Source organism: Vibrio sp. 10N.261.45.E2 (assembly GCF_002875705.1).
Classification (GTDB): Bacteria; Pseudomonadota; Gammaproteobacteria; order Enterobacterales; family Vibrionaceae; genus Vibrio.
Genome location: NZ_MCZZ01000138.1, coordinates 17,171 through 29,622 on the forward strand (window position 1 = coordinate 17,171; position 12,452 = coordinate 29,622).

Consider the following 12,452-nt stretch of genomic DNA (forward strand, 5'->3'; position numbering starts at 1 on the left):
TAAAAGCTAGCTGTAGTGAGCTAGTAATGAACACGCTTTTCTACAACGCGAAATTGGATAAACGTAAGGGTGAGTACCAGCAGCAACAGCACAACCGATTGTGCGGAGCTGCCACCTAAATCTGCGCCAACAAACCCATCTCGATACACCTTGTACACTAGCGAGGTAGTGCCGCCACCCGGGCCGCCATTGGTCATGGTGTCTATCACGCCAAAGGTTTCAAAGAACGAGTAGGTGAGGTTGATGACCAGCAGGAAAAAGCCCGTTGGCGCGAGTAACGGGAAGGTAATAGTCCAAAACCGTTTCGAGTCGCTGACACAGTCGAGCATTGCTGCTTCTTTTACTGCGTAAGAGATCGACTGAAGCCCTGCTAGGAAGTAGATGAAATTCACCGAAACCTGTTTCCAGACCGAAACCAAAATCAGAGCAAACGTGGCATCCACAGGATCGGTTTGGAAGCTAAAATCCCAACCTATAACCGTGAATATCTCGGTAAACACGCCAATGTGTGGGTTAAACAAGAAAGCACCGATTACACCTGCGATCGCCGGAGCAACCGCGTAAACCCAAGTGAGAGTGACCTTGTAAGCGCCTTGGCCGTGAATGATGTTGTCGGCTTTTACGGCAAGCAGCAGCGCCAACGCTAACGATAAGAAAGACACCACGATCGCAAACATCAGGGTAAAGCCAATCGAGCTCAGATATTCGCTCGATTCGAATAGCATTTGATAGTTCTCGAACCATACGAAGATCGAAGAGGTGCCCCAAGGGTCTTCTAGCATAAAGGACAGGTAAACCGCCTTTGCCGCTGGGTAAATAAAGAAAACCGCAATGATGAGTATCTGAGGCGCCAAAAATAGGTAAGGCAGCGGAGAGTGAAAAAATTGCTGACGTCGTTCCACAGGGTAATCCCCAAAAATGAGTGATTGTTATCACTGTTAATACGGTGAGCTGCAGCGCGATATCAAGAGATGCATCCAGTTGAGTTGTAGTTTTCGGAGCAAGAGATGGCGCTAGTGAAGAATCTCCTCACCCCTTGTCATTGCGTTTTTAATGACGCAATGGCAAGGGGTGAGGAGCAATAACAGCTTTAGTTCGTTAAGCTTTTAAGCTTGTGAATAGCTCTTTAATCAGCCGATCTAGTTCCTTGTGCGAGCGAAGCGTTTTAGCAGCTTGCTGCTTTCATCTTCGACTTTATCGAGGCTGTTCTCGACACTAGAACGGTCAGCGAAGATATTGTCGAACTCACGATGCATTACTTCACGAATTTGAGGGTAGTAGCCTAAGCGGTAGCCCTTAGTCCATTCGCCCGATTTTAGGCTTAGCTGTTTAACGCCCACTTCTGCGTCTGGTTGTTCGTTATAGTAGCCAGACTCTTTCGCTAGGTCGTATGCCGCGGTTGTTACAGGTACGTAGCCAGTCGTTTTGTGCCAGTAAACTTGAGTTTCAGGTTTAGTCAGGTAATCAAAGAACGCTGCGACACCTTTGTCTTGTTGTTGATCATGGCCATTAAGTGCAAACAGAGCCGCACCACCAATGAAGGTTAAGCCTGCATCTGGGTTAACCGATTTCCAGTAGGGAAGGTATGTGGTACCTAGCTCGAAAGGTACGCGGTTACGTAAGCCGCCGAATGAGCCTGAAGAGCCCATCCACATTGCCACTTCTTGGCGCTCAAAAGGTGTTTGGTTTGCATCCCAGTCGCTGCCGTAATACTTGTAGTAACCTAGATCTGACCACTCTTTCATCTTGCTAACGTGCATCATCATATCTTTGGTGTTGAACATGAGCTTAGTGGATAGGCCATCGTAGCCGTTGTTTTGGTCGGCGACCGGTAGGTTATGACGAGACTTAAAGTTCTCGAACATGATCCATGGCGTCAGAGATTGAGAGAACGCGATGTGGCCTTCTGCCTTCAGTTTCTTAGCCACCACTTCGAGTTCTTCATAAGTTTTAGGCGCTTCGGCACCCACTTCCGCAAGAAGGTCTTTGTTGTAGTAAAGAACCGGTGTCGAGCTGTTGAAAGGCATGCCCACCATCTTGCCTTGGTGGTCGGCATAGAAGTTACGAACACCCGCTAGATAGTCGTTTGAATTAAAGTTGTAGCCCGACTCAACCAGAATATCCTGCACTGGTTTTGCGACACCTTTGGCGTTCATGATAGTTGCTGCGCCAGCATCGAAGACTTGTAGAATGTTTGGTGCTTCACCTACTCGGTAGGCCGCGATACCCGCTGTTAAGGTCTCTGTGTATGACCCTTTGTAGATTGGCGTGATCTCGTAATCATCTTGTGACGCATTAAAGTCGGTCGCAATTTTGTTTACTGTTTCTCCAAGCTGGCCGCCCATTGCGTGCCACCAAGTGACTTGAGTCGTTGCGAACGCGGGCATTGCTGCAGTCGCTGAAAGAACGCTTGCCAAAATTAGCTTATTCATCTTCGTTTCCTTTTGGATGAAATCGATATCGACGTATTGAATTAGAGTGTTAACGAGACGGTAGGGGTATCGTTTGAAGCTATCTTGAACAGCGCGTATTTCACTTACGTGGCTAAATCGTTTCAGTGATATGAAAGATTCATTTCGATTTCATTTAAAAGAAAAACTATTGATGCTTTTGATAGTTATTGCGTGCGGAGTTTAAGAGGTTTATTGAGCAAGAGTTGTTTAACAAAAAGCCTCTCGAAAGAGAGGCTGTGAATAAGCGAGAGCTTGTAAAAATCGGTTCAGTTCTAGTGTGCGATATCGAGTTGGTTATCTTTCACGCCGTTAATGCGGAACCAACCTGCAATACTGAATCGCTCTGTGTTTGTTGGCAGTACCTCGTGTGGGAACTGTTCCGACAAGAATACAAACAGGCGGCCTGACTTTGGTGGAATAGTCGCGATGTGGTTGTCTTTTAGATCGTAAACCACAAGTTCACCCGCATCGTCTTCTGTCCACTCATCGTTCATGTAGAACACGGTAGTCAGACGGCGGTTTTCATTGCCTTTAAAGCAGTCTAAGTGTTTTTGGTAGAAGTCGCCTTTTTCGTATTTAGCAAAGTGCGCTTCGTACTCGAACAGACCCAAAAAGAACGCTTGGTTTGCCGCTAAACGAATTTGTTCCATCTTGTCTAAAAACAGAGAGGCGGGTTGACCCATATCGCGGCGCACCCATTGAATCTTGTCACTGCGGATAGACGACTCTCGCGTTACTTCATCGTTACGGCCAATCCTAGCCTTTTTCCAGTTCTCTGGAATACAATCCCTCAATGCCACCACTTCTTCATGAGTTAAGAAGTCATCCCAAACGAAATAACCTTGGGTAGAAAGAGCATCGATCAATTGGTTCATGTATAGCACTCAGACAATAAATTAGAGGCGCATATATAGTCCTAATAACTGAGGTCAACAAATCGCATATTTTGTCGTCACGATAAATACATTAGGAAGCTTGAGCCATAAGGCTTATAGGGCAAGGTTTACGGCGATTCGTGCACTCAATAACGCTCAAAAATATTGGCTTAATTAGATTCACACCTTTGAAATGTGCCGTTATTTTTCCGATTTAAATTGGATTTTAGTAACGTTGTGGATGCCAATATAAATCTTAATTCGAGCTTTCTATCCGGTTTTAGATTGCTGCTTTTAACAAAACGATCACAATTGAAGGTGAGTTTGCTATTGTATAGGTCTGACCAGTTGTTTGTTACAAGGAGTGAGTTTGCAGCTGCATACCATCAAAGGCTATATCCAAGACATGTATCTCGTAGAGTACCCTGACAGGTTGCTGTTACTTGATGGTGCATGCCGAGCGGATATTCCCCACCTTAGGACTTTCATTGAAAATGGGCTTGGCCGTCAATTTAGCGACCTACACACAGTGGTTGTGACGCACATGCATCCCGATCATGCAGGAGCAGCGCACAAGCTCAGAACGCTAACGAACTGTAACTTGGTGGCAGCAAATCGAGACAAAGACTGGTATCACGGTATTGATGGTATCTTGATGCATTTTGCTGATCTGGCGTTGGCACGATGGATGGCGAATCGCTTAGGAAAGCCTAAAGAAAACCTGTGGTATTCAAGGAAGTTGAAGCCAGACTATAAGCTGTCTGATGGCGATAGCATTCCAGGGTTTGATGATTGGTTAGTTCTGGAGACTCCGGGCCATACTGACAGAGATCTTTCGGTTTATTGCCCATCACATAGCATTGCTTATGTGGCGGATTTAATGGTCGAGGTTAAAAAGAAACTGATTCCGCCATTTCCTATCTTTCACCCTAACAAGTACCGAGCGTCTGTATCACGCATTTATGACATGCAGCTTGATACCTTGCTGGTGGCGCATGGCGGGCAAGTCGATTTTAGTCAGAAAGCTTTTGAACATTTGTTGATGAGTGCACCAAGAAGACCTGTTACGCACTGGCGAGTGACGAAAATCAAAACCAAAAAATTACTGCTCTCGATTTGGAAATTTGGTTTTCAGGCTCATGGTAAATCAAAGAAATAGATCAGAGGCTTGAATTCAAAGCCTTGTTTTCATTGTAGAAAGTAGAAAAGAAATCGGAAATAGAAAAATTGAAAGCAATAAGGCCAGTCATGAGACTGGCCTTATTTAGTTATAACCTGTGGAGCGGTTACGATGACTCGGATTAGTGAGTCAGCAGGAATTCACCCGCTGGATCAACAATCACTTTGTCACTCATGCCTTGACGACCAAGCAGCATCATATAAGTCATATCTTGACGGTTGCTTAGCGTGATATCGATAGGCCATTCCTGACCACCCATTTTTAGCATGGTTTCAATCACACAACGGTGTTCAACTTCGCCGTTAGATGATTTGATTTTCTTACTTGTTTTCAGCTTCGCCTTGCAGCGCACTGTCTCTTCTAGGTGGTAAATGTCTGGGTGAAGATCGAATTCAACGAAATTCTCACCGTCTGTTTTTACACATAGTAGATTGTCTACGTGTAGAGAAGAGGTTTTAGCCCCTGTATCAACACGTGTATGTAGTCCAGTTATCCCTAACTCTGGTAAGCAAAGTGCTTCTGTATTCCCTATGATCATTTTATTGTTCATGTCATTTCCAATCATGAGTTAACGGCGTTAAATCAGCCTTTGCCACGAGTACGGTTAGCGTTTGGTTTAGCATTTTTTTCGATGAATTCGAAAATCATGTCTGCTACATCTTTGCCAGTCGCTTTCTCGATACCTTCTAGGCCAGGAGAAGAGTTAACTTCCATTACAACAGGGCCATTCTTAGATTGTAGAATATCAACGCCACATAGGTTTAAGCCCATGATTTTCGCAGCATTGATTGCTGTAGCGCGCTCTTCTTTGGTTAGTTTAACCAGTTGAGCTGTGCCGCCACGGTGCAGGTTAGAGCGGAATTCACCCTCACCAGCTTGACGCTTCATCGCTGCAATTACTTTGTTGCCAACAACAAAACAACGGATGTCTGCGCCATTTGCTTCTTCAATGAACTCTTGAACCAAGATGTTCGCTTTTAGACCCATGAATGCTTCGATAACGCTTTCTGCTGCTTTGTTTGTTTCAGCTAGAACCACGCCGATACCTTGAGTACCTTCAAGAAGCTTGATCACAAGTGGTGCCCCACCTACGTTTTTGATGAGATCTTGAATCTTGTCAGGGCGGCTAGCGAAACCTGTTTTTGGTAAGCCAATACCTTTGCGAGACAAAAGTTGTAGTGAGCGCAGTTTGTCGCGAGAACGACTGATTGCAACTGACTCATTGATACAAAAAGTGCCCATCATTTCGAATTGGCGAACAACCGCAGTTCCGTAAAAGGTAATGGAAGCGCCAATACGTGGAATAACAGCATCGTATTGAGGTAGCTCTTCACCCATGTAGCGAATCTTCGGATTGTTACTCGCGATATCTATATCGCAGTGCAGCGTGTCGATAACATCGACCTGGTGACCACGTGCTTCTCCAGCCGCTTTTAAGCGAGAAGTAGAGTATAGATTTTCGTTGCGAGAAAGAATTGCGATACGCATGGCGTTTCCTTAGTTAATACCTGATTGGTAACTGCAAATAAATTAGTTGTTAGCTGAGCTTTCAGTTTTTCTGAGGCTCCTTGCTTGCTTCGGGGCGAACCTTAAGGCTTTTCGTTTAACTAAGAAAACGAATTAAATTTGTCGAGTCGACAACAGAAATTTATCGAATGTGTGAGTGATTGGTACATTTGGGCTGAGAGGGGATTTGGAATGGAAAAGCGAGTCGAGACCTAACTCATATTGGGGGTAGGAGCATATTAGGTTGTGTTCAACTCGCGTTAACTCAGTGCTTAAAAGTGTACTAATAACGCCAGTTACATAGCTCTATAAGTGTTCGTAGTGCTTCTCTTTCGAGCTTGCTACAGGTGCTTTTTAGCTTATTAAGATAGTATTTTCTCATGATGATTACTCCTCTTGTCTTAAGCCTTGGTGGAAACTCAACGTTCCTTGCTGACCCATTAATTATGATTATTTAATAGGAAGTAATAAACAGATAGATTTTTACCAGGTTGTTCCTGTTTTAGTCATTTATCGTCACTTTAAGACAAATATGTTTTATAATCGGCTTTATGAGGAAGGGGTGTTTCTAAAAGGTTCATTATTTGTCTGATCTAAACATGATGCGTTACTACACAAGGCTGGATTCGTTCGAGCCTAACATTTCACATTCGGTGACTTTAACTGAAGTGGCAGACAAACTGTTTACAAGCTTACGTCACGCACGAACCTTGCTTGGAAAGATGCATCAGGCTGAATGGGTAGTATGGGAGCCAAAAGTCGGCAGGAATCAACGCTCTAACCTGACGTTACGCTTTAGCAATCAACAACTAACTCAACATGTTGCCAGCAAACTGATAGAGCAGGGCAAGTATGAAAAAGCGCTCTCTATTTTGGATAATGACCGCGCAGTGTTTGGCTCTCTTCTTCAAGAAACCTCCGGCGCGACGATGCGTGAAGGCTTGTTGCACGTCCAATTAACCTATAAACGTAAGTTCGAAGATCTGTTCCCGCATCATATTCACCGCAGTAGTGAGCGATTTTTGATCAGGCAAGTGTTCAGTTGTCTAGTGACTTGCAATCGGCAAGGCAAGTTGAAGCCTGAATTGGCACACCACTGGGAATATGATTCTGAAAATCTAGTTTGGACTTTCTATCTGCGCCCAGGTCTTACGTTTCATGACGGTCAACCTGTGGATGCTAAGCAATTAGTATCGATGTTTTCTGCATTGCGAACCTTACCTTTTTATCAGACAGAGTTAGCCCATGTTGCTGCGGTTTACAGTGAACAACCGTTAAGGATCAGCTTCCAACTGACCAAAGCAGATACCGGTTTTGCTGGTTTACTTGCTGGGGTTAAATATTCGATTCAACCCGCAGCGCAAGTGTCCCGGGAGCCGTCTCCATTAAACTCGGTGTCACATGCTGTTATTGGAACCGGTCCATTTAAAGTGGTCGAAACCAATAATGAACGAATCAAGCTCGCTGCATTTGAACACTATTATGGTTGTCGTTCTTTAACCGATGAGGTGACCATTTGGCAGTTTGAAGAATCAATGACGGGCAATGCTCGGTTCGATGACAGCCAAATGCACGTATCGCCCTATGAAGATTCTTCTTGTTTTCATCAGTTAGGAAAAAGCGACACTGAGCTTGTTTCTGCAGATACTGACGGCTTGCGTAGCCGAGTTGAAGATGGGTGTCTGTTTATCTTGTTCAACCAGAATTCAGCGGCTACTCCACTTAATAATGAGCAGCGTAAATACCTTTCCGAATTGACCAACCCACAATCGATTTTGTCTCAATTGGAACAAAATAAGGGTTTGTTCAGTGTCTCTTTGGCTCAAAACATACTACCAAGTTGGCAGAAATTGTATCGAACACCTTCAAAAGAAGCACAACTTCCGAAAAAGATGAGTATTGCGGTTTACGACTATTACGCGTTGTATCGATGCGCCATCTGCGTATCCGACATACTCAAACGATATGGTGTGGAAGTTGAGGTGAACACCTACAGTTTTCGAGAATTGGCGCAGCTCTCTCAAAGTGGTGAGCTAAAAGAGGACTTGGTGCTGTGCAACCTGAACCTTGATGACAATGCCCCATCTTCGTTGTTTTCGTGGATGATGAACGACCCTGTTTTGCATTCTGCTTTGGGAGAGTTGAACAGCGAATGGCTCAAGCAGCGCTTGGATCGTCATAAAGCATCCGTTGAACTGCCTAATTACTTGGCAGAACTAGAACCTATCGCGTCGACACTGATCTCGGATTATTGGTTAGTACCTATGTTCCATCACTTACAGACCGTTCGTTTCCAAGGGATTCTCAAAAATGTAGCCATTACCAACTGGGGATGGCCAGATTTTAAGAATGTATGGTCTGCTGATTAGTCTCGCCAATCTACAAAACAAGTTTTGAAAGCCGAACCTATTTTTATAGGTTAGCTTTCTAGCTTTCTAGCTTTCTAGCTTCCTAATTTCCTAACTTTCAAATGTTCGGACTTAGTACTTTAGATCAGCTTTCTAGGTTGTGAGCCATTTTCTTCGCAATTTTTCTGAATTGTTCTAACTCATCTTCGGCCATGCCTTTGGTCATTCTCTTCAGCATGTCTCGATCTATATCCGAGACCTTACTCATGATCTCTTGACCCTTATCGGTCAGAACCAATAACTGGCTGCGCTTGTCTTCCGGGTTCGGAGATTTCTTCACCAGATCCTGATTGATCAAGGCGTTAATGAGTCGAGTGACTTGTGCTTTATCACGATCCAGGAAGTGTGCGATATCAATAGCGGTACATGGCGACTTCTTCGTAATGATCTTCATCACGCGAATGTTCATAGGTGCGATCTCTGAGTCTAAGCTCTCAATCTGTTCGCTCATTTGACGTTTCAAAGAGTGCACTAAACGAAAGATAGATTCTAGCGATGTGTTATCAGACATAAACGATCCTTAGAAATATAGTTGACATTATCAACTACTGTATTTATAGTTGACATTATCAACTTAATTGTTCGTAAATTCAAGACAGGAAATAGATATGACGATTCAAGCAACTCTAACGCCAACTCTTCCTGAGCAAAAAGACACACCGGTTTTATACAAAATTTTGGTCATGATGAGCTTAATGTTAACCATTGACGGTAGCTTAACGGCTGTGATGACCTACATGAATGTCGGGTTTGGAGAGGCATTCATTGGCAACTGGCTTTCTTCGTTAGCCCTAGTTGTCGTGATCATGATGCCAATCGGTATAGCAATGACGACCTTGGTTACTAAGTTGGTCGCTAAAGCGTTGCCCAAATACAGCGAGAAAGTTCGCAACCTAATCGTGGGATTGATTATGGCTTTTATCATGGAGTCCATCATGGCATTTGTAACAGCGGCAAATAATATTGGATTTTCGGATACATCGGCGTTTACCAGTGGATGGTTTAATGGATTTGTTGCCGCGCTTCCTGTTGGCCTTACGATCATGGTCGTAATGTCGATGACGATTAAACCCAAGCTAGAACGATTCATGAATAGCTAGCCCAAACATTTCACAGCATTGTAGGAGATCCACATGAAAGCATTTACAGGCAAACACAATAACTACCGTATCACTATAGAAGAAGTGAACGTAAAAGAAGACCGCGAACTTCAAACTATGCAGTTTGAAATTGAAGACAGAGAGAACATGTTCGCGATTGTTGAGAAGATCAAACAAGACAGCGGCTTAGATGAGCAATCAGCAGCACGACTCGGTGTGAGTATCCGCTTACTCGGTCCATTGATGATGCAAGATCGCAAGCATCCGTTGTTTGTGAATTTCATGCCTCACTTCAGAGACTTTATGCAAAACCTTAAAAAGACGTTGAAAGGGCAGTAACGCCTGACCATCAGTAACACTTTTTAAAACCAGTAAGTTCGTTACTGGTTTTTGATGTCTTTAAATCAAAATAATTTCAGTCGCTTGCGTCTAGAATATGCCAAAATTGATGGTTGAATTCGCGGTGTTGGTTCGTTGTTGAATTGTCTATTCAAGCTTCAATAAATCCGATATTATACGAGTCATAAAAATAAAGGTGGTATTATATGACAAATGTATTTAAACAAGCAGCTGAAGAACTGTTGAGTCGTCGCGTTGCTGGCACTAAAGCACCAAGGTTGGACGAACAGTACCGTCCGAATAACTTGGAAGATGCACTAAAAATTCAATCTTCAATGATTGATTTGAAAAGCGATAAAGTTGGCGGTTGGAAGTGCTTACTTCCTTTGGCTGAAGACAAATTCGTTGTTGCACCTATTTTCTCTGGTAGCGTTCAACAAGGTGACGTTTGTGAACTGTTTGCAGACAACGATGTAGTCCGCGTAGAACCTGAAATTGCGTTTAAGCTTGCTAGGAGCCTGCCTGCAAGCCAAGAAGGTTACAGCGAAGAGCAAATCAACGAAGCGATTGGCTCTTGCCACATGGCTCTTGAATTAATGCAATCTCGTTTTGCGGATGACAGCGGCGCTGAGTTCTACGAAAAGCTTGCTGATGGCCTGGTAAATCAAGGTTTGTTCATTGGCCCTGAGATTGATCGCGAAAAAGCGTTCACTTCTGCAGAGATCAATATCGAAGTGACTCAAGGCGAGCAAGTTCAAGCATTCGATGGTAAACACCCAAATACATTACCACCAAGCCCAATTTACTGGCTGATTAACTACATGACGCGTCGTGGTGTTGATTTCCAAGCGGGTGAAGCAATTATCACTGGCTCTTACTGCGGTATCGTGGAGATGGGCTTCGATAAGCCAACGACTTTCCACTATGAAGGCATTGGTGAATACCAAGTGACGTTCCAGCAAAAACGCTAATTTCTACGTACACATTATCTGTTCTAAAAGGCTATTTACTGATTAGTAAATAGCCTTTTTTATTGTTTGATGCTCAATTGGGCTCTTATTACTTTGCATTAAATTAGGCGTTTAGACGTCTAGACGTTGACAAGTTCTAAGTGTGACATTAGTCTGCTCATCTTCCTGTTCTATTGTGTTGTCGTTCCATGTCCAATTCGAAAAATTCTAACGCGGTAATTGCACCTTCTGCAGTTGCGCTTATCCCTCTGATTGTCTTTCTCGCGCTATTTATTGGCGTGGGTACGTACTTGTCGCTACAAGGCGTCGATTTTGCTTTCTATCAGCTTCCAGCACCGATTGCGGCTCTTCCTGCCGTGATGTTGGCGTTACTATTGAGCAAAGATAAATTGAACCGTGCGATCGAGCAGTTCCTAGGTGGTGTGGGTCATAAAGACATTATTGCAATGTGTATGATCTACCTATTGGCGGGCGCTTTTGCTGCTGTAGCTAAAGCCTCTGGTGGCGTGGACGCGACGGTAAATCTTGGTCTATCTGCAATTCCAACGAGCATGATTCTACCGGGCATTTTCCTTATTTCAGCTTTCATTGCGACGGCAATGGGCACATCAATGGGCACTATCGCTGCGGTTGCTCCTGTTGCACTAGGCATCGCTGATTCAGCAGGTATGAGCATTCCTTTGACTGCTGGTGTGGTACTAAGTGGCGCTATGTTTGGTGACAACCTTTCAATCATCTCTGATACCACGATTGCCGCGACACGCTCGCAAGGCTGTGAAATGAGAGACAAGTTTAAAGAGAACATCCGCATTGCACTTCCTGCTGCACTTATTGCGATTGTTATTTTTGCTTTCAACAGCACCGCGACTCAGGTACCTGAAACAGGTCCAATTGAATGGCTGAAAGTACTGCCTTACATTACTATCTTGATTCTTGCTGTATCGGGTATGAATGTGTTCGTTGTGTTGACGATTGGTATCTTGCTGGCAGGTGGCGTGAGCCTTGGTTCTGTTGAGAACTATGGCCTGACGGATTACGCTCAAGACATCTATGCAGGCTTTGGTAACATGCAAGAGATCTTCTTATTGTCGATGTTAATTGGTGGTTTGAGTGAGCTGATGCGTCGCCAAGGTGGCTTAGCGTTTCTGACTAACCTAGTGAGTGGTTTGATTCGTGCATTTGGTTCTTCACACTCTAAGCAAGCGAATGGCCGCGCAAGTGAGTTAGGTATTGCTGGCTTGGTGTCTATGGTCAACATGTGCACGGCAAACAACACGGTAGCGATCATTGTGTCTGGTAGTGTGGCTCGCCAATTAGCCGAAGAGAACGATGTATCTCCACGTCGCTCTGCAAGCTTATTGGATATCTTCTCGTGTGTGATTCAAGGCGTATTGCCTTATGGTGCTCAGGTATTGCTATTAGGTTCTGTGTTTAACCTATCGCCACTAGAGATCGTGTCTAACTCATACTACTGTTTTGCTCTGGCAATCGTGGCTGTAGTGGCTGTGTTTATTAAACACCCAGCGCGCCAAGTGGCTCAAGCGTAGTAACAATTGACCAAACTGAGCTATCACTGGCTCTGATACTAAGGCTCCTTAATAGGCTGTCTCTTGATCACAA

At 44.2% G+C, this 12,452-nt stretch carries 12 protein-coding genes; 6 read left to right on the top strand and 6 right to left on the bottom strand.

Annotation, left to right across the window (positions count from 1 at the left end; all coding sequences use genetic code 11):
- Positions 1–20: 20 nt before the first annotated feature.
- The 3 genes from BCT34_RS16485 to BCT34_RS16495 all read right to left on the bottom strand — a co-directional run bounded on the left by BCT34_RS16485 (position 21) and on the right by BCT34_RS16495 (position 3,328).
- On the bottom strand, positions 21–902 hold the full coding sequence (locus tag BCT34_RS16485; RefSeq protein WP_076650940.1) for an ABC transporter permease subunit: 882 nt from the start codon (positions 900–902) through the stop codon (positions 21–23).
- 237 nt (positions 903–1,139) lie between these two features.
- Positions 1,140–2,432, bottom strand: coding sequence for an extracellular solute-binding protein (locus tag BCT34_RS16490; RefSeq protein WP_076650939.1), 1,293 nt, complete (start codon positions 2,430–2,432; stop codon positions 1,140–1,142).
- 293 nt (positions 2,433–2,725) lie between these two features.
- Positions 2,726–3,328: a 2OG-Fe(II) oxygenase gene (locus BCT34_RS16495; protein WP_076650938.1), complete on the bottom strand. Its 603-nt coding sequence runs from the start codon at positions 3,326–3,328 to the stop codon at positions 2,726–2,728.
- Between the two features lie 370 nt (positions 3,329–3,698).
- Between BCT34_RS16495 and BCT34_RS16500 the strand changes: the two genes are divergently transcribed.
- On the top strand, positions 3,699–4,487 hold the full coding sequence (locus BCT34_RS16500; protein WP_076650937.1) for an MBL fold metallo-hydrolase: 789 nt from the start codon (positions 3,699–3,701) through the stop codon (positions 4,485–4,487).
- Positions 4,488–4,629: 142 nt separating this feature from the next.
- Here the strand turns inward: BCT34_RS16500 and BCT34_RS16505 are convergent, their stop codons facing one another.
- Both BCT34_RS16505 and rimK read right to left on the bottom strand, forming a co-directional pair.
- Positions 4,630–5,058, bottom strand: a complete 429-nt coding sequence (locus tag BCT34_RS16505; protein WP_102300409.1) for a RimK/LysX family protein — start codon at positions 5,056–5,058, stop codon at positions 4,630–4,632.
- 32 nt (positions 5,059–5,090) lie between these two features.
- Positions 5,091–5,996 (bottom strand): 30S ribosomal protein S6--L-glutamate ligase, encoded by a 906-nt coding sequence (gene rimK, locus BCT34_RS16510; protein ID WP_019824669.1) that lies wholly within the window; start codon positions 5,994–5,996, stop codon positions 5,091–5,093.
- A 602-nt stretch (positions 5,997–6,598) separates the two neighbouring features.
- Between rimK and BCT34_RS16515 the strand changes: the two genes are divergently transcribed.
- Positions 6,599–8,383, top strand: coding sequence for an SgrR family transcriptional regulator (locus tag BCT34_RS16515; protein WP_076651421.1), 1,785 nt, complete (start codon positions 6,599–6,601; stop codon positions 8,381–8,383).
- Between the two features lie 124 nt (positions 8,384–8,507).
- On the opposite strand, the gene BCT34_RS16520 is transcribed toward BCT34_RS16515, so the two are convergent.
- The gene (locus BCT34_RS16520) at positions 8,508–8,933 is read right to left on the bottom strand and encodes a MarR family winged helix-turn-helix transcriptional regulator (protein WP_076651420.1); all 426 of its coding nucleotides are present in this window, start codon (positions 8,931–8,933) and stop codon (positions 8,508–8,510) included.
- Positions 8,934–9,030: 97 nt separating this feature from the next.
- Here BCT34_RS16520 and BCT34_RS16525 point away from each other — a divergent pair, with 97 nt between their 5' ends.
- From BCT34_RS16525 to BCT34_RS16540, 4 genes are all read left to right on the top strand, one after another.
- Entirely contained in the window at positions 9,031–9,522 is a 492-nt protein-coding gene (locus BCT34_RS16525; protein ID WP_076651419.1) for a DUF2798 domain-containing protein, read from the top strand.
- A 33-nt stretch (positions 9,523–9,555) separates the two neighbouring features.
- Positions 9,556–9,861 carry a DUF3861 domain-containing protein gene (locus BCT34_RS16530; protein ID WP_076651418.1) on the top strand — a complete coding sequence of 102 codons (306 nt, stop codon included), beginning with the start codon at positions 9,556–9,558 and terminating at the stop codon, positions 9,859–9,861.
- Positions 9,862–10,067: 206 nt separating this feature from the next.
- Positions 10,068–10,832 carry a hydratase gene (locus BCT34_RS16535; protein ID WP_076651417.1) on the top strand — a complete coding sequence of 255 codons (765 nt, stop codon included), beginning with the start codon at positions 10,068–10,070 and terminating at the stop codon, positions 10,830–10,832.
- A gap of 188 nt (positions 10,833–11,020) precedes the next feature.
- The gene (locus tag BCT34_RS16540; RefSeq protein WP_076651416.1) at positions 11,021–12,379 is read left to right on the top strand and encodes a Na+/H+ antiporter NhaC family protein; all 1,359 of its coding nucleotides are present in this window, start codon (positions 11,021–11,023) and stop codon (positions 12,377–12,379) included.
- Positions 12,380–12,452 lie beyond the last annotated feature (73 nt).

Excerpts from the sequence above, each read along its gene's own strand:
- BCT34_RS16490 (WP_076650939.1), bottom strand. The coding sequence starts at position 2,432 with ATGAATAAGCTAATTTTGGCAAGCGTTCTTTCAGCGACTGCAGCAATG.
- BCT34_RS16495 (WP_076650938.1), bottom strand. The coding sequence starts at position 3,328 with ATGAACCAATTGATCGATGCTCTTTCTACCCAAGGTTATTTCGTTTGG.
- BCT34_RS16505 (WP_102300409.1), bottom strand. The coding sequence starts at position 5,058 with ATGAACAATAAAATGATCATAGGGAATACAGAAGCACTTTGCTTACCA.
- rimK (WP_019824669.1), bottom strand. The coding sequence starts at position 5,996 with ATGCGTATCGCAATTCTTTCTCGCAACGAAAATCTATACTCTACTTCT.
- BCT34_RS16520 (WP_076651420.1), bottom strand. The coding sequence starts at position 8,933 with ATGTCTGATAACACATCGCTAGAATCTATCTTTCGTTTAGTGCACTCT.
- BCT34_RS16525 (WP_076651419.1), top strand. The coding sequence starts at position 9,031 with ATGACGATTCAAGCAACTCTAACGCCAACTCTTCCTGAGCAAAAAGAC.
- BCT34_RS16530 (WP_076651418.1), top strand. The coding sequence starts at position 9,556 with ATGAAAGCATTTACAGGCAAACACAATAACTACCGTATCACTATAGAA.
- BCT34_RS16535 (WP_076651417.1), top strand. The coding sequence starts at position 10,068 with ATGACAAATGTATTTAAACAAGCAGCTGAAGAACTGTTGAGTCGTCGC.
- BCT34_RS16540 (WP_076651416.1), top strand. The coding sequence starts at position 11,021 with ATGTCCAATTCGAAAAATTCTAACGCGGTAATTGCACCTTCTGCAGTT.